This window comes from Agrobacterium sp. SORGH_AS_0745 (assembly GCF_030818995.1).
GTDB classification, from domain to species: domain Bacteria; phylum Pseudomonadota; class Alphaproteobacteria; order Rhizobiales; family Rhizobiaceae; genus Agrobacterium; species Agrobacterium tumefaciens.
On the sequence record NZ_JAUTBI010000003.1, the window covers coordinates 94,679 to 115,430 of the forward strand.

Sequence of the window (20,752 nt, forward strand, 5' to 3'; positions counted from 1 at the left end):
CATGCCATCAGAGGAAGAAGCCGCATTGCGCCCGTTCCGATCTCGCAACTGCGAAATGGAACAGATGCCGCTCCTCCCCGGCATTCCGCAAATTGTTCTGAATCCATATAACTGTCAAATAGAATAAATCAGTTTACGTATATCAATTATGATATATTAAATCGATACAATAACCATTGAGGGGTATAAACCGGCGAATGAGCAACCAAAAAGTGTATGAGCAGACGCAAACAGCGGATGCGCTCTTCGTCTTCGAAGACAACCCTTTGCTGCGCGCCGGCTTGAAGATGAGCCACCTGCGCATGCTGGTCATGATCGAGGAGCACGGGCAGGTCAGCGCTGCCGCCGCCGCCATGAACATGACGCAGCCGGCGGCATCGCGCATGCTCTCGGAAATGGAAGCAATCGTCAAAAGCCCGCTCTGTCAGAGAGCGTCGCGTGGTGTGGTGCTGACCAAGTTCGGCGAGGCGCTGGCGCGGCGCGCCCGCACCATATTGCTGGAGCTGCGTGAGGCGAGCCGCGAACTCAACCAGATGAAATCCGGCAGCGGCGGATCGGTTTATATCGGCGCCGTCACCGCGCCGGCCATCAGCCTGGTCGTGCCCGCCATAAGACGGGCGATGGACACCTATCCCGGTATCGAGATCAACGTGCAGGTGGAAAGTAGCAACGTGCTGGCGCGGGAACTTCTGGCCGCACGTCACGATTTCATCATCGGCCGCATCCCCGATGATTTCGACCCCGGCCTGTTCTCCATCCATGAAATTGGCATCGAGCGCGCCTGCCTGGTGGTTCGCGAGGGCCATCCCCTGCTCCACGGCGAGCCCGTGACATTGCAGGATCTGTCCGGTTACGACTGGGTCTTCCAGCCGCCCGGCGCGCTTTTGCGCAGAACGATGGAAGACGTATTCCTTACTCACGGCGTCGCCATGCCGCGCAACGTCATCAACACGCCATCCGTGGTGCTGACGCTTGCCCTTATCTGCAACACGGATGCAATTGCGCCAATCGCGCAGGACATGGCCGAGTTCGTGGCCGGTCAGCAGGCCGATATCGGCCGCACCCGCATCCTGCCGACGGATTTCGAGCTTGTCGTCAAGCCCTACAGCATCATCACCACCAAAGGCCGCGTTTTGCCGCCCAGCGCCCGGCTGCTCTACGATCTGGTTCTGGATGAAAGCCGCAAACTGACGGGCTTTTGAGGAAGGCAAGCCAGACGCCAACTTCATTGTATATAGAGGCCGGATTTATCGGGACTTGCCCAGGGAATAGCCGCATGCTTTTCGGACAATCCGTCTTCGAGTCGGTCGTTGAAAGACTGAGACAGGAAAAAGAAGACGAGAGCGCGGAGCCGACGCCGCCCACCGGTCATCGTATTGTGGGTTTCAGCTCTGGCTTCGTCGTGGATACCTATCCGGATGCACCGCAACCGGGAAACGCCAGTCTCGACGCCTATCTGGCCTTTCTGCCGGAGCCCGTTGCGCTTGCCGAGCCCCAGCCGGAACCCCAACCCGAACCTATGCCGGCCCATCTCGAAAAGACCTCGCTCGCGGATGTTTCAGCAGAGCTGGCCATCCATGAAACCGACACCGCCGTAACGCTTGCGGAAAAGCGCCGCGCCTTCGCAAGGCTCAATCATCCCGACGGAGTGAGACCGGAATTCCGGCACAATGCGACGCTGCGCATGACAGCGGCAAATCTCCTGATTGACCAGGCGATCCGGATGCTGCGAACCCGCGAACATTTCCAATAGAGGCAGGTAGCGGTTTTACGCCCGGAAAGCTCGCCTCAGCCGGCGTCGTTTCTATCCGTGGGTGCGCTTTCCACTGGCTCGTCTGAATCGTCCCTGGCCGCGTCAGCCTTGCCTCCAGCGTTCTCCTCGCTGGCGGGCTTGAACTTCAGCAACAACTCATAGGCCGCATAGACCGCCACGCCGCCGACAACCGTTCCCCAGAAAAATTCGCGATTGACGAATTCGATGACGGACCAGGCGGCGCAAAAGCCGACGATGAGCAATCTGACCCACAAGCGGCGATAAAGCGGATGGCTCGTATCGATAATCAGCATGGCGTTCCCGTTTCGGGTCTTTCCAGAACATTGCGCAGTTGCGGCATGACGAGCGCCAAAGGCGTACGCACGTCCAAGGCGTCTTGGCCGTTTCGCAGGAAAATTGCAACGCAAATCGACCCGCTACCAATCAGACCCTCGTGAAAGGGAGAGGCAGGGGGATTGCCGACCGGCTTGGCCGATACCGCTACCGCTCAGTCCCGCAGGCGTCCAAGCAGGGCCAGCAGCTGGTCACGGGCTTTTTTGCCGCCGATCCGGTCGATCAGCTTTTCCTCGCGGTCACGCCATGCATCGGAAAGGCGCTCAAGAAGGCTGCTGCCCTCATCCGTCATGTCGAGGAAATGAACGCGCCTGTCCTCTTCCGACCTGCGGCGGACAAGCAATCCCTTGCTTTCCATGCTATCGACGATCGCGACGAAATTGGCACGCTGTATGCCAAGTGCCTCGGCCACATCGCTCTGCTTGAGGCCCGGATTGCCGCCGACTATGACGAGAACGGAAAAATCGGCCGGCCGCAATCCCATCTCCGCCAGCACGTCGGAAAAGCCGTTTGCCACGGCAAGTTGCGAGTGCCTCAAATGATAACCGATCGCGGTCGTCAACAATCCATAGTCGATAGCGTTTAAATGTTCCGCCTGCGTGCCGCCGCTTTCGGCCTTTTCCGCCCGTGGCCCGTTGCTATGTGCCAATTGCAAAGCCATCCGATCCCCCGCCTGATTCGTTCCTTAACCCTGCCGGAATGATAACCGACAACAGGACTAAACTGTATCCCAAATAAATGTAGATGATACTAATATTGTATAATAATTTGACAGTTAATACCCATTGCGACAACCCCTGTCTCGTAATCACCATCGGGCGCAAAAGAAAAGTATGATTATTTACCCGCCGATTTTTAGGGTCAAAAACCATCTCCCCCGCCTTGTTTGAAAGGCGATACGACAATCAACCCGCCTGTGTACAAAAGTGCCAGGACAGCCGCTGGATGCGGACGTAAAATACTACTTAAAAGGGAAACGCCTTATCAGGAAGAAACGCAATACCGCAAACAACATACCGCCCTGCTATCGCAAACATGCAGACAGCAGCCCTCGCAGCAACCCAGGCTCTCCCCCACACCGGAAAACAGGCCCCATTTCGTAAATCTTTGATTTTTAGACATTGATGCGGAAAGAAAGCTGGGGTATGAACCAACCGCTGCACGCGATTCAAGCGTGACCGCTGCACCCGTAGCTCAGCTGGATAGAGTGTTGGATTCCGATTCCAAAGGTCACAGGTTCGAATCCTGTCGGGTGCGCCATTTTATTTTAGAGTAGCCCATATGTCCGGATTAGTTACGCTAAGTCCGGACGCTACACAGCACAAGAGCGGACTGCGATCTGATTTAGGCAGACAAATCAGGATACCTTGGATCTCCGTCGGCCGAAATTCTACGTCGCCACATAAACGCGGGCTGGCTACCACATAACGCGAACTGTGACATGGGAAACGCGGATTTGCCCTTAGAAGAGTCCACTCTGGGTAGTTACAATCCGCCAGGTGACAACCTTCAGCAAAACTTTCCACTTCCCGCCTCGCACTCGCGGCGCACCTCCCGATGACTGTATGGGTCACTTTGATCGCCCCACCGCGCCCAGGATCGCGTCTTCTGAAGTTCTGGGAACCTCGGATGCTACGCGTTTCGACTCCACACGCCCTTCCCAATGCGGCTGCAAATGTTGACAATACGCGAAAACTGCAAAATCGGTCAAAAATCGCTTAGCGCGCGACTTCTCGACTTTATGGTTAATTTTTGGAAACCGCCTATTTTCCCTGAAAGCCGACATCGAGTGAGAAAGAAAATCACCCCGACAATACTTTTAAACCGGATTTCCAGTCCAAACCAGCATATCAAGCACAAGCTTCTTCAAACTTTATTGAAGTAATTCATAGATTATTTCGCGTTAGTAGTAACTGTACTGTCGGTATCGAGTTGGCGCTCAGGATTCACCATTGAGTTCTATAATAGTTGACAATTTTGAGCGGTGATCTACCAGAAAACGAATCCTACGCCCATAGGATACGTGACCTGCGTTGACTTGCTGGATCGCTGCTCGTCCCACATGCTGTCGTCGAGAGGCAGGGCGTGAAGGAAGAGTAGCTCGGGAGTACTTGTTGAAGTATGTGTCGGAGCGTCCATGTCTCCATTATTCGTATGACAAGCGACTTCGACAACAAAGTCCGGCATGTTCGCACCGACATCTTCTTCCTTGTCGGACTCGACGAAGATGACGCGGTCAGGATGCAGGGCGACCTGAGTCAGCGCCGGGAAGAATAGATCCGGCCTCATCAGACACCATATGATCGATACCTTAGTCCGAGCGGCGATCCCAGGCGCGAACAACGCGGCCGCCGCGCCGTCGACAGTCCCTTCCGCCACTCCGTTCCTTCCATAAGAGCAGAGTCAAGCGGGTGAAAATAGGAATACAATCTCACAATTTTAGCGCATCCAGAGATTTTCGTTGTGAATCCGATCTCTTGGGACATCGGATAAGTCACCGGCTTTATTGAAAAAAATATGGTTGGTGTTAGGAAGTGAGGCTATCAGGACCTTGAACCAGTCTATTGTCAGGATATTGTGCGCCCCAAGAACGGGCGGACGTCCGCCCCATAACCCTATCCCGGGCGGTGCAGCATGTTTCCTACCCTTCGGCGTATCGCCTCGCTCTTCAGAAAGGAGCCGACCCTTGCCGAGGCTCTCAGGAAGGCGGGTTTTCAGCCAGCCAATATTGCCGGCCGGCGTGTTGCCGAACGGCGTAATCGAGAGCAGTTGCTTCGAAGTCGGAAATGACGAGGTTTACCAGAGCCGGAAATCTTCTTCACTCGACCTGACGGCTACGCTGCGTCAGGTGCGCGATTCAGTCATCAAAGTCGGAATGCCGGGCGTGCGGCCGCGGTGGATCGCTTGACCGGGCCGCAGTTGTGAAGAAGCACGGCGCCGCTATCACGTTCGCGAGGCTGCGCCGGATCGCCGCGATGGGGTTCGATCGAATGGTCAGCGAGGACGGGGATCGATGCGGGACGCGGTTCCCTTGTCTCGACTAAGGGGCACATTGGTAAACGTCTCGCCGTATGCTCATAATCGAGGCGGGTTTCAACACGGATGGCATGGGGGTGTCAGCAATGTTCAGAATAGGATGGCTGACTCTCCCGGCCGCAATGCTTCTCTGTGGCGTTGAACCTGCGAGCGCGGCTGAAATCGAGAAGTTCGATCTACCGGGCATCGCGGTTCCATTCGTCAGCATACGAGGTCCGATAGAAGCAGGTGACGGGGAGAAGTTCGAGACAGTCGTCCGTGGGGTGAACAGGGCATCTGTCATTCTCCAAAGCCCAGGCGGCCTCGTTAAGGAGGCACTACACATTGGCGCGACGATACGGATCGAGGGTTTTGCGACGATGGTGCCTGCGGATAAGGAATGCTTCTCTGCATGCGGGCTCATCTGGGTGTCAGGTGTCCGGCGGTATATGTCAGATACCTCTCAGATCGGATTTCATGCCGCCTATCGGGAAGAGAATGGTGAGTATCGTGAGAGCGGCATCGCCAATGCGGAGATCGGCTCTTATCTGACCCACCTTGGTCTGCGGATAGAAGCCATCCGATACTTCACTGCGGCCGGACCGAACGATTTTCTACTACTCACGCCGGGTCGAGCGCGCATGCTTGGCATCGAGACATACAAGATCGACGGGGCCAACATCACTACCCCGTCGGCAGCCCCCACCGTGGACGTCTATGCGGACAGGTTTGTCTCGCTCTCCCTGCTTCAATCCAGGTGCGCACCATTTCTTCAGCCCGACACCGCAGCGGTCAAACGCTCTCAGGAGGAGATCTTTGCCGAGGGCAACAAGCTCGTCGGCTCCGACAAGTGGATCGACTTGTGGACCCGGCGCCTTGAAGACGTGAAGTCCGGTCTGAATAACAAGGGCGCGCTTCTGGTCTGCATCGAGACAGAGGCCAGCCTTCGCGGGCAAGGGCAGGAGACGGGCATTCATGGGCCGAGCTTTTCGTGCGCCTCCGCCACGACACCTACCGAAATGTCGTTGTGCCGCCAGCCGGAATTATGGGCCAAGGATCGGGCCATGAATTCCATCTACATGTGGGTTCGCAACAACGTGGAGAAATCCGTTCGTAAGCGTCTCCTTGAGGTTCAGCGCAGTTGGCTAAAGGACCGCAATGATTGCGGCGGTGACGCGAGATGCCTCAATACGGTCTACGATCAGCGGCTCATTGAACTACGTGCCATTGATCTGCCGGGCTGAGAGACGACGGCCGATAGCATTTAGGCCAGTCGTCGTCACCGCCATGAAGTTTTGATCTTTCCTCGCGGCCCTATCTTCGTCATCATTGCAAATGCATCACCACGGCTGACGACTATGGCTTCCGAAGAAGCCGCCTGTAGGGCCATCGTTTCCGATCAAGGCCATCCTGATCGCTGTCAAAGCCCCCTCTTCAGGCGAAATAAACCCGGTGTTCTTGTTGAGATCCGTCCGCACATGGCCAGGTTCGACGACGTTGACCTTTATGCCGAATGGCGCGAGTTCCTTCGCGAACGAAACCGTAACCGCGCTGAGAGCAACTTTGGAGGCGGTATAGTCGAGCAAATTGACGCTCGAATAAAGCGACGTCGGATCGGTTATCAGGGTCAGTGAACCCACACCACTTCCCATCATGACGATACGCGCCTCGTCGGCGGCCTTAAGGAGAGGCACGAAGGACTGGGTCACGCGAATGGGGCCGAAGAGATTTACTTCGAAGGTCGATTTAATAGCCTCCATCGTGATCTGGCTTGGGGGCGTGGTGACATCGACTAAGATCCCGGCATTGTTGACAAGGACGTGGAGGGCGTCGATTTCCTCGGAGAGCCGAGTGGCTGCTTGTCTCACACTTGTGTCGTCGGCGACATCGATAACGAGTAGCCTGACATCCAGACCATCGTCTCGTAACAGTGCAACCGCCTTCTCTCCACGCTCGGGATCCCGGGCACCCATCCACACAGTCATGCCCTGTTCGGCCAATCCTTTGGCGATGGCAAATCCAATGCCCTTGTTCGCGCCTGTTACGAGCGCTTGCTTCTTCCCAGTCATGTTTGCAACCTCAATTCTCAGAGCTGGCGGCAGGCTTGGCGACATGGTGGCCGAGCTCACCAATAAGTCGCGGCTGCACGGAACGTGATGCGAAGCGCCACTCGCCATCGACGAACTCGAACGTATCGAGATATCGGCCTGTGACGATCGGCTGAAGCGGCAGGCCTGGAAGCTCCTGATGGACGGTGAAATAGCTCACCGCCTTCGCGCTCGTTGCAGAGTCCACATCAATGATGACATTCGAGACTGCATGCCAGGTTTTCGGCGTTCCATCTTCGTGATGCTGGACATTGTTCTTGAAGAACAGCGCGACCTCGTCTCGGCCGTGAACAACGGTCTCGCCGACCGTGAACCGGGCGTTAGCGAGCAGCTCGGCATTCTCTGCGATCTTGCCGTCATCGACGTTGTGGACGTAGTTGGAGATGAGGCGGCTGATTTCGCTCTCGGCGTTCAGGCGGTCGATAACGTCGACCTTTGATGGGTTCTGGACCATGAGAATTTCCTTTCTTTAATGGAAGCGGGCGTGTGCGGTCACCAGGGCTGGGTGCCATCGTGTCCGAAGAAGCCGCCCGTCGGACCGTCGGGGCCGATAGTTGCTAGCCGGATCGCACTGACGGCCCCCTCTTCCGGGGTCAGGGCGCCGTTGTTGCCGTTGAGGTCGGTGGCGACGCTGCCAGGCTCGACCGCGTTGACCTTGATGCCGAACGGCGCGAGCTCCTTGGCGAAGGCAACGCTCACCGCATTCAACGCCGTCTTCGACGAATTGTAGGCGAGCAGGTTGGCCGTCGAGTAGATGGACGTGGGATCAGTCACGAGACCGAGCGACCCGAGACCGCTGCTCATCATCACAATGCGCGCGCCCTCCGCCTTCTTGAGAAGCGGCAGAAATGCCTGGGTTACTCGGACCGGCCCGAAGACGTTGACCTCGTAGACCGCCTTGAGTTCGTCCATCGACTGTTCGCTCGGTGGTTCCGAAAAACCCAAGGCAATCCCGGCATTGTTGACCAACACGTCGAGAGCATCGATCTGCCTGTTCAGAAACGACGAGGCCGCTTCCACGCTTCCGGGATCCGCTACATCGAGCAGAAGCACGCGCGCGTCAATTCCCGCTTGCTCTAGTTCAGCGACGGCAATACGGCCTCGCTCCGCATCGCGGGACCCGATCCAGACCTGATATCCAAGCTGGCCCAGGCCCTTTGCGATCGAGAGCCCGATGCCCTTGTTGGCACCGGTAATTAGCGCTCTTGGTTGATTGGTCATAGCTGCCCCGTCACGCCTTCGACTTGTCGATCGGCTGGCCGACGTGATTATGTAGATCACCAAAGTGGCGTGGCTTCAGAAGGCGGTATACGAAACGCCATTCGCCATCGTGCTTCTCAAACGTATCGACATAACGACCGGTGCAGATTGGCTGCAGCGGGAAACCTTCCAGCTCCTGATGGACGGTGAAGTAACAGACGGAGGTCGCCTTCTCGCCCGAGGTTTCGACGTCGATGATGATGTTGGAAATCTGATGCCAAGTCCGCGGCGTTCCGTCCCCATGGCGCTGGACCCCGGCTGCGAGGTACTTTTCGATGCCGTCGCGGGTGCTGGCGGTTTCGCCGAGAATATCCATGGTCGCGTGCTGAAGCAGCTCGGCGACCTTGTCGAACTTGCCGTCGTCAAGGAGATGCGTGTAGGTCGAGAGCAGCCGCGTGATTGCGCTTTCGGCGTCGAGGCGTGCGATGATGTCGGTTGTATTGGTCATGTCAGTTCCTTTGTGATTGACGGGTCCAAGGGCTCCGTTTGGTTTAGAAGTGAACGGCTTGGGGTTTTGGGATCTCAGTGCCGGTTGAAGGCCGCTTGCGGCGGACCGTCCGGATGGCGATGAGGGTGGCCAGAAGCGAGACCGCCGCGGCCACGGCGAAGGCAGTTCCGAGGCCGATCGTGAACTGACCTGGCATTGCGTTGCCGGCATAAACGGCCGCGATGATTGCAAGGCCAAGCGCACCACCGACCTGCTGGTCCATCTGGAGCAGTCCGGACGCTGCCCCGGCGTGCTCATGGGGGACGCCTTCCATGATGGCGACGGTGCCCGGCGCGAAGATCAGGGCAACGCCAACGGCATGCCCGACCAGCGGAACAAGCACATTAGGGAAGTAGGTGCTGTCAGCGTCGAGCATCGCAAAGCCAACAAAGCTTGCGGCAACCAGCACGCCGCCGATGGCGAGTAGCGGCCGCGGCCCGAACCTGACGATGAAGCGTGGCATGGCGGGAGAAATCGTGAATATGGTGACGGACAGGGGCAAGTAGGCGAGCCCAGCCGCAAGGGGCGCGAAGCCGAGGACCTTCTGCAGGTACTGCACGATCAGGAACAGCATCGAGAAGTGCATACCGACGATGATCGCCATCACGGCCAGTCCGCCGAGGCGTGGTCTGCTCTGCAGGAGCGAGAGATCGAGCAAAGGTTCGGCGGCCCATGTCTCGATCCGGAAGAACGAGACGAGAAGACCGACAGAGATGGCAAAGGACACGACAGTCGACGCCGCCGTCCAACCATGCTCGGCCGCGCTGATGAAGGCGTAGACGAGTGCGACGGATCCGAGTGTCGCCGTCAGCGCGCCCGCGATGTCGAGCCGCGCCGGCTTCGGCTCCGTTTCCTTGGCCAGTCGCCCGATGAGAACGAGGACGACCGCTCCGATCGGAACATTGATGAGCAGCGACCAGCGCCACGACAGCAGGTCGGTCAGGGCTCCTCCGAGGATAAGACCGACGGACGCTCCGACCGACGATATTGAGATGAACAGGGAGAGGCCACGGTTCCGCTCGGTTTCATCCCGCGCCATCGTCGTGATCAGCGCGAGAACGCTTGGCCCCGCGAGGGCGGCCCCTATGCCCTGAAGGACACGGGCGGCAATGAGGAGAAGTGGTGTTCCTGCCACCCCGCCGAGAAGCGATGCTGCGACGAAGATGGCGATGCCGATCTTGAAGGCCTTCACCTGCCCGTAGATGTCACCGAGACGACCACCGAGAAGGAGCAGGCCGCCGAACGCCAAGGCGAAGGCGTTCGGCACCCACGAAAGCCCGGCCGGGGTAAAACCGAGCTCTGTCTGGATCTTGGGTAGCGCGACCAGAACGATCAGAAAATCCATCGTCAGCATGAGCTGCGCTGTCAGGATCGTCGCCAGCGCCAGCGCTGGTCGACGTCGTGCGGAATTCGAGGACACGGGTCCTCCTTCGCTGGTCGCCATGTCGCGCCACCTTTTTCTTGAAGTCACGGTTTTGGAAGGTTGTGCTGAGCCAGGCTCGGCCCGTGGGCGTCAGACCTGGGACGCGCCGCCGTCGACTATCAGCTCGACGCCGTTGATGTAGCCGGCATCCTCGCTCGCAAGAAACGCAACGGCTTTCGCAATGTCTTCCGGCTGCCCCAGACGGCCAACAGTGCTCCTGGTCTCGAGGTAAGCCATAATCTCGTCCCGCTTGTCATCCGGGAAATAGTCATGAAGAGACTGGGTCTTGATCGGTCCTGGGCTCACGACGTTGATGCGGATACCAGTGCCTCTGATGTCTTCGATCCAGGATCTGGCCAGATTGCGCAGGCCTGCTTTGGTTGCGCCGTAGACGCTCATGGAGCCGCCTGGCTGGATGGAGGCCGTCGATCCGATAAGCACCACCGCGGAGCCAGATGTCATTAGCGACAAGGCTTTCTGCACGGTGAAGATGACACCCTTCAGATTGGTGTCGAAGACGCTGTCGTACTGTTCCTCGGTAATTGCACCCAATGGCGCCAGGATGCCGAAGCCCGCATTGGCGACGAGGATGTCGAGCGTCGCATACTCGGACTTGATGTCTGCATACAGCCTGTCGAGATCCTCAAGATCCGAAACGTCCGCTTTGATGCCCTTCGTGGCGCCGCCGATCTCCTTCACCGCCGCATCCAGCTTCGCATCCTGGCGGCCGGTGATGATGACTTTCGCGCCGAGCGAAGCCAGTTCCTTTGCGATCCCGAGACCGATCCCCGACGACCCGCCCGTGACCAGCGCGACTTTTCCTTCATATGACATCGATGTTTCCTTTATGGATATGGGCAACCTATTTAGTGGTCACTATATATACAGCTACATCTGATTTACGGACGGCGCAACCACTATTTAGCAGTCGCTATATATTTTCCAATCGTGCTTGTCGTCGCAGTTAGCGTTCGCTATAAAGAAAGGCTGAACAGGGTGGCCCATGGAATCAAAGGCTCGCAAAAGACGTCCAGCGTTTGACCGGGAAGAGGGAGTGGCAATCGCTCAAGGCCTCTTCCACGAACGCGGCTATGATGCCGTAGGCGTGGCGGAGCTATGCGATGCTCTCGGCATTGTTGCTCCGAGCCTCTACGCAGCGTATGGCAGCAAGGCTGAACTGTTCAATCGGGCGATGAAGCGCTACGTCGAGATAGATTTCCTGCCGTTGGACGATATCCTCACGTCCGATAGCAAGCCTGTGGAAGCCTTGACGGAACTCTTCGTCAGGGCGACGGAACACTATACCCGCCACGACAAGTGGAAGGGATGCATGGTTACCGAAGGCATGCGCGCTGACGACGAAACGGCGAGAAGCATGGCTGCCGAGCTTGCCAAGGGCGGCAGCGACATCATTGCCAACTACATCCGAGAACATCAGGCGAAGGATCCGGAGCGGGTGACCGACTACGTGCTGATGACCCTTCGCGGCCTGTCCTCCTATGCCTGTCTCGGATATTCGACGGAACGTCTGACCCATTGTGCGGAGATGGCTGGCCGCGCGCTGGAAGGCGATTTCGACACACGCGCCGCCTGATCCATTCTGTCTCGGCACTTATTCGAGATCCGCGTCGATCCGTTCGATCAGCCCGGCTGAATTTGCCGCAATTTTGAGGGTGCCGATCTCGTGGCCGAAGTCACCTGTGAAATCCAGGCGAACGACCGCACTGAAGTCGTCGAGTTTTTCCAGCGACAGAAGCTTGCTGCGGGTGTTGTAACCGACGAAAAACCGCTCGATGTAACGTTGCACACCTTCAGTTCCGACGAAGGAATCGCCGACAGACACGTCATCGATGACAGCATCTGCTGCGAACAGGGCTAGTGCACCATCGACGTCGAAATCGTTGGTGGTCCGGATAAAATTTTCGACGAGCTCCTGCATGGGTTGCTGGCTCCCTCAGAGATCGGTGATTGTGGTGTCGGCGATGGTTTCGGCAAACCCGTTGCCAAACAGTCCGGCAGGCGTCTGAAAACCCACCCTTACCTCGCCCCTTAGAACTCGGCGTCCTGCCTCAGCCGCGGCCACTGCCGTAAAGCTGTAGCCGTTGACCGTGTCGAGGAGCGAGCGGAAAACCTTCCCCTGGGCATCGCTCACTTCGACGATTGCCTGATATCGGTTGGCCAGTCGCTCGTCTTCCGTCGGCCCATCGGGCAGCAAGGATAAGTCGCCCGTAGGAAACCCGTTTCCCGTCACGTGGACGAAGGTCTCGATGTCAGGAACGCCGGTGGCCCGCCAGATGGTGATGAGATCGGGAAGTGTCACCTGGAAACTGTCGACAGCGCCCTGCCCGAAGTCGAACTTCCGGATGCTGTTGGCGACCGTCACCAGCTCTCCATCCACGCGCGCGAGCGTCTCAGCCGTGATGTTCTCGGCCGCGCTGATGGCGGATCCCCGGGACATCCCACCGGACACATGCATCGCAATCCCGATCTTGCGGGGATTCTGCACCCTTGCGACAGCATGTCCGGCGAGGCTTCCGAGCATGGCAACACTGCCACCACCGCCCGGCATCAGCATGACACCTGCGGCCTTCGCCTCGCCGTCGAGGCGTTCAGCAAGACGATAGCTGTCGAGTTCGGCCGCGGTGTCGAGATAGTGCATGCCGTTGCGGATGGAAGCCTCCATCAACGGTTTCGCGGTCCGCATGAAGGGACCGGCGCAGTTCAACAGGACTGATATATCCAAAAGGTTCTGGTCGATCGCTTCGGCATCATCGAGCGCGAAAACCCGGTACTCGACACCGTGTTCGGCCGCGAGCTTGGCCAGGGCTCCTTCGCTGCGTCCTGCCAGCACGACCTGAGTGCCGGCAGACTTGGCATATTCTGCCACCATGCGCCCCGTGTATCCGGTCGCGCCGTAAATCATCATTTTCTTCATGTCAGTGTTGCCATTCCTTGTAGACAAATTCGAGTGAGTACCCGTCGGGATCGCTGACCTGTGCCGCGTAGTAGCGAGGGTCGTAGTGAAGCTGCGGTCCGGGCGGGTGGATCGTCGAGGCCCCCGCGCCCATGGCTGCGGCATAGGCGGAATCGACCTGTAACTTGCCGTTGGCGATGAACCCGACATGCGCGGCGCGCCCTTCGACGACGCCCATGCGGAGCCAGAAGAACACCCGGCCGTTCGCCCCAAAACCTTTGAGATCGGGATGGCCGGGAGGGCCGTCCTTTCCGTCGTAGTCGATGGCGTGGGCGATCCCGAGAGGTGCGAGCGCCGCCTCATAGAAAGCGATGGAGCGGTCGATGTCGCTGACCGACAGAAAGACATGGTCGAGCATGGGGCTCTCCTTTGGATCAGATGATGTAGCCGCCGGCGACTTCGATATTCTGGGCGTTGATCCAACGGTTGTCCTCAGACAGCAGGCTGGCAATCACGCCGCCGATCTCTTCCGGCTCACCCACACGACCGAGAGCAGTCTGTCCCGCCAGCATCGCTTCGAACTCATCGTTCAGACCGCCACCCAGTTCGGTGCGGATAGCCCCAGGAGCGATGGAGTTCGCCCGGATGCGGCGCTCGCCCAGTTCCTTGGCCATATAGCGCGTCAGAACTTCCAGGCCGCCTTTGAACGATGCGTATGGGGCAACGCCCGCGGTTGCAACGCGGCTTGTGGCGCTTGTCATGTTGACGATATGACCGCCGTCCTCCATCAGCGGAAGCAGGACCTGAGTCAGGAAGAACGGCCCTTTGAGATGGACGTTGAACAGGCCGTCGAACTGGTCTTCCGACACATCGGTGATCGGAGCGTAAAGACCGTATCCGGCATTGTTGACGAGGTAGTCGAAGGTCTGACGGCCCCAGACCGACTGCAGTTGGGCTTTGACCTCATCGCGGAATTGCGGGAATGATCGGCTGTACCCCACGTCAAGTTTCAGAGCTACGGCCTTGCCACCCATACTCGTGATCTCGCTGACAACCTCATCGGCTTTGGCGCGATTGCTGTTGTAGGTGACGATAACGCCCATGCCGCGCTTTGCGCAGTGGATCGCGGTGCTGGCTCCAAGGCCTCGGCTACTGCCGGTAATGATGACGATTTTCATGTCTCTTTGCTCCGTGTCTGTGTTGACCTGAAGCTACGTCGGCGCCGCGTCGTTCGCTCACCCATTTCTCTCTGAAGCTTGCCTATTTCTGCTTTCGTCTTGCGCGCTCATCGAAGCTCTGCAAAGGTCTGAAACATGGAAAAGCAATTGACCGAACTGCGTGCACTGGCGTCGAAGGCCGAGAACAGGCGCACCGAGACTGGCATTCCGCGCGTGGCGATGGTGCAGGGTGAAATCCCGGAACACCAGCTCGCCGCCGTCTACGATCCGATGATCAACCTAATTTTGACAGGCTCAAAGACTATGACGGTGGGTGAGCGGACTTTCCACTACGATCCTGCAACCTACTTCGTGATGTCGGTCGATCTCCCGGCGGTCGGGGCCGTTCATCCGGCGGCGTATGGAGAACCGTACCTTGCCGTCAGCCTGACGTTGGATCCGGTGATCGTCGCCGGACTTATCCGCGATCTTCCGGTGCAGGTGTGCAGCACGCTGTTCGGGTCGGGGTTTTCGGTGGCCCCGGTCGGCGAGGATCTCCTCGACGCCTGGATCAGAATGCTGCGGCTCATGGATCGTCCGGACGAGATCGCGGTGCTTTCTCCAGTTTACGAGCGGGAGATCCTATTCCGTGTCCTCCAGGGGCCGCTGGGGTGGATGCTGCGGGACATCGCTTTGCCAGATACGGCGCTCTCCCGCATCAACGTTGCGATCAACTGGATCCGGCAGAACTTCGCCCAGACGATCAGGGTAGAGGAAATGGCGGAGATGGCAGCTTTGAGCGTCTCGGCCTTCCACCGTCATTTCAAGGCGGTCACGGCACTCAGCCCTCTGCAATACCAGAAGCGCGTCCGCCTTCTTCACGCACGGGCACTGCTCATTGCGGGTCAGGGAAACGCCACATCGATCTCGTTTGGCGTGGGCTATGAAAGCCCAAACCAGTTCAGCCGGGAATACGCCCGCCTGTTTGGAATGCCTCCTTCGAAGGATCTGGCCAAGGCGACGGAGGCCTCGCGAGCCGCATAGCATGCCTTGGCCAAATCAACGGGGGCAGATTATTGCGTCGCTTGAGCGTGGTTGCGGGAAATACTGACTAGCCTTGGCTCAAGAATTACCCGCTCAGTCTGTTGTGGCGATCCCGGCCTTGAGCATGCTCGCCTTCGCCAACATAATTCAGCGCGTCCAGCACCTCCTGCCCTGACAGTTCGAGTCCGGCCACAAGAGCATCCACCAGCCTCTCGCACGCCGGACGATGCCGCTCCAGGATTTCCGTCGCGCGCTCAAGCTGCTCCCGCAGGATTTTGTCTGCCCTGACGAGGACACTGCGATCCATCCGGCTGATGTCGATTAGAGGTGCTTCCGCGATGTCTCCGAGTGATGCCAACCCGTCGCCCATCCCGAACGACCTGTCCAACAGGATTGCGGTGCGGGTCGCGTCGTACAGATCCGATCCACGGCCTCCCGCCACGCCATCATCGTGACACCCCAGCAGCAACTGCTCCGCCGCCATGCCTCCGAGGCCCATGGCGATGGCATCAAGATAATGCGCCTTCGTCCGACGCGCCCAGGAACGGCGTCCGAATGTCGCCTTGCCGACGGGCTGGTTCTGCGTTGTCAGAAGGATCCGTGATGAAATCTCGACGCTGACGAGATCCATCCCGAGAACGGCACCGACCACGGCGTGACCGATCTCGTGAACGGAATTGACTCTCATCGTCTCCGGAGGGATCGGCGCCGGGATCGGAAGGTGCAGGAGGACGTCCGCCACCGTGACGGGCCTTCGAAGCCCCCTTGCCCGGCGGCGGGCGTTACGGACGATCTTCTGGATGTCGGCACCGGAGGCTCCCTCCGATAGCTCTGCAAAGGACTCGCAGCGGCCTTCTTCGAACGCGCCCCGTAGGTGCATTTTGAAGATGGCGGCGCGAGCGCGAAGATCCGGAAGCGGAATCCTCACGTGCCGATCAAGGCGGCCTGAACGAAGGATCGCCTCATCGATATTGTCCGGATGGTTGGAAGCGGCCACGACGATGACCCCTTCACGCCCTTCGAGGCCATCCAGCGACTCCAGCAGTCCACCAATCGCCTTCATATCGTAGGACGCGTTGCTGCTGTTGGTGCGCTCCCGTGATCCGAAGGCATCGATCTCGTCAAGGAACAGGATTGAGGGAGCCGAATTCTTCGCGTCGCGGAAGCTTTTGTGCATAGCTTTCAGGAAGTCGTTGAGATTACCCTTGGCCTGCCATCTGGCATAGGAGGTGGCGAAAAGTGTCGCGTTACAGGAGGCTGCCAAGGCCTTCGCGAAGATCGTTTTTCCCGTGCCGGGTGGCCCCGAAAGAAGCACTCCGCGGTCGACGTCGTCCCAGGTGATCTTTCCGGCTCGCCAGTCTTCGAGATCGCGAGCGAGCTCGAGGCCCCAGACCTTGGCATCGCCGTAGCCTTCCATATCTTCGAGCCTGATATCGGCAAGAACCTCGCCAGACCGAGTTGGTGCGGTTGGTACACTTGGTGCGCCTACCCGCACCATCTTTTCAACGATGCCAAGAACGCGCGGCATTGGTCGGCCCCACGTCATCGCAAGCTTGAGCCGCCGCCAGTCGCAGTTGATCAAGGCATCTGCTTGGTCGTCGGTGACCGTGGTCTTGTAGCCCCACCTGACCACCCCACGCACTTGGCGGATGTCGGGCGGCTCGACCTTGACCACAATGTCGAGAGCGAAGCGGAGATCCTCCGGGATGGCATCCTCGGATCGGAAGAAGATGATCGTCTGCTTGTGCTGCAGCAAGTCCATCACTGCTTCGATGTGATCGTTCGACCGTGTCTCGTCGAAGATCTTGACGTGTTCCTGGTAGCGGTAGTCCGACTTCCTGTCGATGAACATGACCGCCGCCTGCACGTAGCTGGTCTTGCGTTCCCAGTTCTCGAGAACGACGCCGATGGCGAAATGCGGGACGCGTCTGTATGGCCGCATGGCTCGACTGATGCTTGCATAGGCGAGGAATTCCGGCAGCGAGAAGCCCGCCCGGTCGCGAAGTACGTTTTTCATTGTGTGATCCCAGATTGAAGATGATGCGGTCGGCGCTCATGAGCGCGTTGCGTCATCCTCGTATGCGGCGAACCTGGCTCTCCGGGCTCAGCAGGTCGTCATCGAGATCGACCTCCAGGAATCCTTGAAGGATCAGCGACGCCAGTGTCGGCATCGGTCGTCCTTCCTGGATCGCCGACAGGCATTCCGCGATGGTGAGCGACCCCATTTCCTCCAGGCCCGCCAGCAGCCGAATCCTATCGCCGAGCGGCGGCCGATAGAACCCGTATCGGAGAAGATCCTTCGCGTTCCGTAGGCGGACGCTGTCGGCGAAGTCGATCATCGCCACAGATCGGTATCGATGGCCCATGGATTCGATCTCGGCTGACAGCCAGGTTGGCGGCATCGGCTCCTCCTGACCGACGTCGATCAGGAAGGATCCGCCCTCTGTGAGGACGACGAAATCGACTTGGTACTCGTCGTCGCCGTTCTGGAGCAGCGGCGGTGCTGTACTCCATCTAGCGACGTTGGGGTCGAGATCGAGCAGGCATGCGAAGTCTCTCGCCTGCTGGGATCGGAATTGTGCACGGCCATCGCACTTGATGGTCGCCATCGGTGTGTAAATCGGTGAAAGCGTGACCTTGTGCGGGACGGCATCGTCCCTTCGGTCATCTGAGACTACCTTCATGGCATCCCTCGAAAACGAAACGCAGAACAGGGCGGCACCGGACTAGCCGGAGTGCGTCAGCGTATTCGTAGCAAGGTGCGAGCGAAGGGGTTCATGGGCGGGAACGAATACAGAACATGCGGGATGGCGTCAACGGTGATTTTGCACGGCTAGGCCGAAATAATACGCGCTGCCAGCACCTATTCGTGGAAGAATAACCGTCAGCTCAAAATGGGGGAGTATATATGGGCAAGTCGACGAACAAGCGAACTGAGAGCAAAAAGCTCGCTGCGGCGCCCGACTTCGAGGTATCGAGCTTCGGGATCAGCGAGGAAGACCATCCAGAGTTCAAGGATGCTATGACCGCTGCAGCCAAGGCGAGCGTTGCAGAACTTCCGGAGACAATCAAGCTTCTGAAGCAGCGGTTTCGATCGCACAACCCGCTCGATATCCTTGCCACCTTCACGGCCTACGGCCTAACCACGTTTGTCACCAAAAAAGGAGTCGCGGACCGTAACGCCCTGAAAGAGATCCTTCCTCATCACGCGGAACTGCTCCAAGCGTTTCTGCTTACCATACCGGCGAATGAGTGGGGACATCATCCTCTTACTCCCGATGTCATGCAAACCGTCTTCGACGCTGTCCCTAAGGTGGGGCATGCCTTCTTCTTCCAGAGAATCCTTGAAGGTCGACAGGTAGCAGATCCTCAGAAAATGGCGGTGCTGTCGTTGCAGCAACGGATAAGGATGCACACGAACGGCATTCGCAACTGGGGTTACATGAGTGACGTGCAACAGATTACGCTCGATCTATATGGCGCCCTAGATGCTCAGTTCTCGGCCTATCACGGCTTCTCCTGCACGGAGTTAATCAGCTCGATGGCCGCAGTGCTGGGAGAACTCGAACGGCGGTACAGTGAGCACACAAATGTCCTCGCAAAGGTGCTGAAAGGAAAGAAGCCGCAGGAGGTCTTCGACCTGTACTACAAACATGTCCCAGGACTCGTGGGCTCCTCGAAAGACCTTGCGGAGGGCTTGCCTGGGATTCATCTCGAAGGTGCCAAGGCTGCCGTCATGGCTCACTTTGATCTTCGCCATCAAAACAATGCAACGTTCACTCCGCAAGAGGTATCGCTAATAAGCGGTAAACCAGCAGAGATCTGCGCATCCATGTTGAAGTCAATCGCTCTTTCTCCTGGTGCACTTACAGGAACCAAGGAGGAGTACCTCTATCTCGGAAACCCGGTATGGCACGCGCCCGTCATTGATCTCGGCGATGAGTTCTTCATCCCCATGCCTCAGGCGTTTTTCAGCCATATCCATAGAATTATGGAGAGGCTCGCCACGGAGGCGGGTTTGAAAGAAGCTCTGGAGAAAGCCCGAAACGTCTACCTCGAGGGAAAACTCGAATCCTGCCTGCGAATTGCGCTTCCCTCGTCGAAAGTTACCCCCGGCGTGAAGTGGAAGATCGGCTCTGAACAGTTTGAGACTGATGCCCTCGTGGTTCTGGACAGAACTGTCCTTATCGCCGAGGCGAAGGCGAATCGGCTGACCCCGGAGGGACTTCGTGGAGCCCCCGACCGGGTAAAAAAGCATGTGCGAGAAATGATCCTTGAACCGTCAGTTCAGTCTGAAAGACTGAACTGCCTTATCGGTGACGCCCGGTCCGGCAATGCCGTCTCCCTTGCGACAGTGCAGAAGCTGGGCATCGATCCTAGTAATGTCGACCAGGTTATAAGAATCTCCGTAACGCTGGATGACTTCTCTGTTCTGAGCTCGTCGGTCGGAGAACTCAAGGAAGTCGACTGGGTTCCAAAAGATCATCAGCTCGCTCCAACGATCTCACTGGCGGACCTGTTGTGCGTAATCGACATTCTCGACAACCCTCTCCTTCTTCTTCACTACCTCAGTGAAAGAATGCATTTCCAGGACTCGTACCAGCTCATGGGCGATGAACTGGACTTCCTTGGGCTTTACCTCGTCACAGGATTCAACATCGGAAAGCCAGACAAGGAGAACGTGTTCGCTCCGTCGGGGATGTCGGCTCCTATCGACAAATACTACAACAGCCGCGACGCCCAAATTCATATCCCAAAGCCGAGAGCATCTCTGTTTCCACATTTTCGGCAGATCGTTGCTCGTCTATGCGAACGCCAGCCGCATGGTTGGACCACTGCTGGTCTACATTTGCTGAGTTCAGCAAGCCCGTCTGAGCAGCGGGAGATCGAGCGGCACCTTGTTAAACTGCGGAAGGCTGTCCGGAAAACCTTTAAGGATCCGAAACACATCAACACCCTTTTCATCGCGCCGCCGTTGGCAAGGAAAGCGAGATTAGGCTTCTATCTCTTCCCAGAAGAACTCCGCTCCAAGCACCGCGAGATCATGGAAATTCTGGCTGACGGCGAACTGGGTCAGGAAGGAGCGGAAACAATTGTGCTTTTCGGGAGGTCGACAGAAAACTGGGGCGTTCCGTACGAAGCTGTTCTAATTTCCAAGCAGAAAGATAAACTCCAGCCGTAGCTCTGTGCAGATATCGCGAGGATCACATGAAGATCGCATGCCTAGGGTGGGGATC

20 protein-coding genes, 1 tRNA gene and 1 pseudogene are annotated in these 20,752 nt (G+C 57.9%); 7 read left to right on the top strand and 15 right to left on the bottom strand.

Going from position 1 to position 20,752, the window contains the following annotated elements; all coding sequences use genetic code 11:
* Positions 1–197: 197 nt before the first annotated feature.
* Positions 198–1,202: a LysR family transcriptional regulator gene (locus QE432_RS10405; RefSeq protein WP_003513718.1), complete on the top strand. Its 1,005-nt coding sequence runs from the start codon at positions 198–200 to the stop codon at positions 1,200–1,202.
* A 74-nt stretch (positions 1,203–1,276) separates the two neighbouring features.
* A complete protein-coding gene (locus QE432_RS10410) occupies positions 1,277–1,753 on the top strand; it encodes a hypothetical protein (protein ID WP_065702267.1) in 477 nt (158 codons plus the stop codon).
* A gap of 35 nt (positions 1,754–1,788) precedes the next feature.
* Here the strand turns inward: QE432_RS10410 and QE432_RS10415 are convergent, their stop codons facing one another.
* Positions 1,789–2,067, bottom strand: a complete 279-nt coding sequence (locus tag QE432_RS10415; protein ID WP_019565143.1) for a hypothetical protein — start codon at positions 2,065–2,067, stop codon at positions 1,789–1,791.
* Between the two features lie 194 nt (positions 2,068–2,261).
* Positions 2,262–2,768: a MarR family winged helix-turn-helix transcriptional regulator gene (locus QE432_RS10420; protein WP_003513721.1), complete on the bottom strand. Its 507-nt coding sequence runs from the start codon at positions 2,766–2,768 to the stop codon at positions 2,262–2,264.
* A 522-nt stretch (positions 2,769–3,290) separates the two neighbouring features.
* Between QE432_RS10420 and QE432_RS10425 the strand changes: the two genes are divergently transcribed.
* Positions 3,291–3,367, top strand: a tRNA-Arg gene (locus tag QE432_RS10425).
* Between the two features lie 918 nt (positions 3,368–4,285).
* On the opposite strand, the pseudogene QE432_RS10430 reads toward QE432_RS10425, so the two are convergent.
* Positions 4,286–4,489, bottom strand: a pseudogene (locus QE432_RS10430) (damage-inducible mutagenesis protein); the annotation flags it as partial.
* A 689-nt stretch (positions 4,490–5,178) separates the two neighbouring features.
* Here QE432_RS10430 and QE432_RS10435 point away from each other — a divergent pair.
* Complete coding sequence (locus tag QE432_RS10435) at positions 5,179–6,366, top strand: lysozyme inhibitor LprI family protein (protein WP_306624117.1); 1,188 nt, start codon at positions 5,179–5,181, stop codon at positions 6,364–6,366.
* Between the two features lie 96 nt (positions 6,367–6,462).
* Here the strand turns inward: QE432_RS10435 and QE432_RS10440 are convergent, their stop codons facing one another.
* The 6 genes from QE432_RS10440 to QE432_RS10465 all read right to left on the bottom strand — a co-directional run bounded on the left by QE432_RS10440 (position 6,463) and on the right by QE432_RS10465 (position 11,234).
* A complete protein-coding gene (locus tag QE432_RS10440; protein ID WP_306624119.1) occupies positions 6,463–7,191 on the bottom strand; it encodes an SDR family oxidoreductase in 729 nt (242 codons plus the stop codon).
* Between the two features lie 10 nt (positions 7,192–7,201).
* Positions 7,202–7,684 carry a nuclear transport factor 2 family protein gene (locus QE432_RS10445; RefSeq protein ID WP_306624121.1) on the bottom strand — a complete coding sequence of 161 codons (483 nt, stop codon included), beginning with the start codon at positions 7,682–7,684 and terminating at the stop codon, positions 7,202–7,204.
* Between the two features lie 38 nt (positions 7,685–7,722).
* Entirely contained in the window at positions 7,723–8,451 is a 729-nt protein-coding gene (locus QE432_RS10450) for an SDR family oxidoreductase (protein ID WP_306624122.1), read from the bottom strand.
* 10 nt (positions 8,452–8,461) lie between these two features.
* Complete coding sequence (locus QE432_RS10455; RefSeq protein ID WP_306624124.1) at positions 8,462–8,938, bottom strand: nuclear transport factor 2 family protein; 477 nt, start codon at positions 8,936–8,938, stop codon at positions 8,462–8,464.
* Between the two features lie 43 nt (positions 8,939–8,981).
* A complete protein-coding gene (locus tag QE432_RS10460) occupies positions 8,982–10,397 on the bottom strand; it encodes an MFS transporter (RefSeq protein WP_306624126.1) in 1,416 nt (471 codons plus the stop codon).
* A 93-nt stretch (positions 10,398–10,490) separates the two neighbouring features.
* Positions 10,491–11,234, bottom strand: a complete 744-nt coding sequence (locus QE432_RS10465) for an SDR family NAD(P)-dependent oxidoreductase (protein ID WP_306624128.1) — start codon at positions 11,232–11,234, stop codon at positions 10,491–10,493.
* A gap of 220 nt (positions 11,235–11,454) precedes the next feature.
* Between QE432_RS10465 and QE432_RS10470 the strand changes: the two genes are divergently transcribed.
* Positions 11,455–11,994: a TetR/AcrR family transcriptional regulator gene (locus QE432_RS10470; protein WP_306624130.1), complete on the top strand. Its 540-nt coding sequence runs from the start codon at positions 11,455–11,457 to the stop codon at positions 11,992–11,994.
* An 18-nt stretch (positions 11,995–12,012) separates the two neighbouring features.
* On the opposite strand, the gene QE432_RS10475 is transcribed toward QE432_RS10470, so the two are convergent.
* From QE432_RS10475 to QE432_RS10490, 4 genes are read right to left on the bottom strand one after another with little or no spacing between them, the layout of a single operon-like run.
* Entirely contained in the window at positions 12,013–12,339 is a 327-nt protein-coding gene (locus tag QE432_RS10475) for a nuclear transport factor 2 family protein (RefSeq protein ID WP_306624132.1), read from the bottom strand.
* Between the two features lie 15 nt (positions 12,340–12,354).
* Complete coding sequence (locus tag QE432_RS10480) at positions 12,355–13,335, bottom strand: saccharopine dehydrogenase family protein (RefSeq protein ID WP_306624134.1); 981 nt, start codon at positions 13,333–13,335, stop codon at positions 12,355–12,357.
* Between the two features lies 1 nt (position 13,336).
* On the bottom strand, positions 13,337–13,732 hold the full coding sequence (locus QE432_RS10485) for a VOC family protein (RefSeq protein WP_306624136.1): 396 nt from the start codon (positions 13,730–13,732) through the stop codon (positions 13,337–13,339).
* Between the two features lie 16 nt (positions 13,733–13,748).
* Positions 13,749–14,492: an SDR family NAD(P)-dependent oxidoreductase gene (locus QE432_RS10490; RefSeq protein ID WP_306624138.1), complete on the bottom strand. Its 744-nt coding sequence runs from the start codon at positions 14,490–14,492 to the stop codon at positions 13,749–13,751.
* Between the two features lie 135 nt (positions 14,493–14,627).
* Here QE432_RS10490 and QE432_RS10495 point away from each other — a divergent pair, with 135 nt between their 5' ends.
* The gene (locus tag QE432_RS10495; RefSeq protein WP_306624140.1) at positions 14,628–15,515 is read left to right on the top strand and encodes an AraC family transcriptional regulator; all 888 of its coding nucleotides are present in this window, start codon (positions 14,628–14,630) and stop codon (positions 15,513–15,515) included.
* A gap of 85 nt (positions 15,516–15,600) precedes the next feature.
* Here the strand turns inward: QE432_RS10495 and QE432_RS10500 are convergent, their stop codons facing one another.
* Both QE432_RS10500 and QE432_RS10505 read right to left on the bottom strand, forming a co-directional pair.
* A complete protein-coding gene (locus QE432_RS10500) occupies positions 15,601–17,532 on the bottom strand; it encodes an AAA family ATPase (protein ID WP_306624142.1) in 1,932 nt (643 codons plus the stop codon).
* A gap of 52 nt (positions 17,533–17,584) precedes the next feature.
* On the bottom strand, positions 17,585–18,199 hold the full coding sequence (locus tag QE432_RS10505) for a hypothetical protein (protein WP_306624144.1): 615 nt from the start codon (positions 18,197–18,199) through the stop codon (positions 17,585–17,587).
* A 224-nt stretch (positions 18,200–18,423) separates the two neighbouring features.
* Here QE432_RS10505 and QE432_RS10510 point away from each other — a divergent pair, with 224 nt between their 5' ends.
* Positions 18,424–20,697, top strand: a complete 2,274-nt coding sequence (locus tag QE432_RS10510) for a hypothetical protein (protein WP_306624146.1) — start codon at positions 18,424–18,426, stop codon at positions 20,695–20,697.
* The last annotated feature ends 55 nt before the right edge of the window (positions 20,698–20,752 follow it).

Coding starts and splice junctions, on each gene's coding strand:
- QE432_RS10510 (WP_306624146.1), top strand. CDS start 18,424: ATGGGCAAGTCGACGAACAAGCGAACTGAGAGCAAAAAGCTCGCTGCG.
- QE432_RS10420 (WP_003513721.1), bottom strand. CDS start 2,768: ATGGCTTTGCAATTGGCACATAGCAACGGGCCACGGGCGGAAAAGGCC.
- QE432_RS10455 (WP_306624124.1), bottom strand. CDS start 8,938: ATGACCAATACAACCGACATCATCGCACGCCTCGACGCCGAAAGCGCA.
- QE432_RS10495 (WP_306624140.1), top strand. CDS start 14,628: ATGGAAAAGCAATTGACCGAACTGCGTGCACTGGCGTCGAAGGCCGAG.
- QE432_RS10465 (WP_306624128.1), bottom strand. CDS start 11,234: ATGTCATATGAAGGAAAAGTCGCGCTGGTCACGGGCGGGTCGTCGGGG.
- QE432_RS10435 (WP_306624117.1), top strand. CDS start 5,179: ATGCTCATAATCGAGGCGGGTTTCAACACGGATGGCATGGGGGTGTCA.
- QE432_RS10445 (WP_306624121.1), bottom strand. CDS start 7,684: ATGGTCCAGAACCCATCAAAGGTCGACGTTATCGACCGCCTGAACGCC.
- QE432_RS10415 (WP_019565143.1), bottom strand. CDS start 2,067: ATGCTGATTATCGATACGAGCCATCCGCTTTATCGCCGCTTGTGGGTC.
- QE432_RS10480 (WP_306624134.1), bottom strand. CDS start 13,335: ATGAAGAAAATGATGATTTACGGCGCGACCGGATACACGGGGCGCATG.
- QE432_RS10410 (WP_065702267.1), top strand. CDS start 1,277: ATGCTTTTCGGACAATCCGTCTTCGAGTCGGTCGTTGAAAGACTGAGA.
- QE432_RS10405 (WP_003513718.1), top strand. CDS start 198: ATGAGCAACCAAAAAGTGTATGAGCAGACGCAAACAGCGGATGCGCTC.
- QE432_RS10440 (WP_306624119.1), bottom strand. CDS start 7,191: ATGACTGGGAAGAAGCAAGCGCTCGTAACAGGCGCGAACAAGGGCATT.
- QE432_RS10505 (WP_306624144.1), bottom strand. CDS start 18,199: ATGAAGGTAGTCTCAGATGACCGAAGGGACGATGCCGTCCCGCACAAG.
- QE432_RS10485 (WP_306624136.1), bottom strand. CDS start 13,732: ATGCTCGACCATGTCTTTCTGTCGGTCAGCGACATCGACCGCTCCATC.
- QE432_RS10490 (WP_306624138.1), bottom strand. CDS start 14,492: ATGAAAATCGTCATCATTACCGGCAGTAGCCGAGGCCTTGGAGCCAGC.
- QE432_RS10475 (WP_306624132.1), bottom strand. CDS start 12,339: ATGCAGGAGCTCGTCGAAAATTTTATCCGGACCACCAACGATTTCGAC.
- QE432_RS10500 (WP_306624142.1), bottom strand. CDS start 17,532: ATGAAAAACGTACTTCGCGACCGGGCGGGCTTCTCGCTGCCGGAATTC.
- QE432_RS10450 (WP_306624122.1), bottom strand. CDS start 8,451: ATGACCAATCAACCAAGAGCGCTAATTACCGGTGCCAACAAGGGCATC.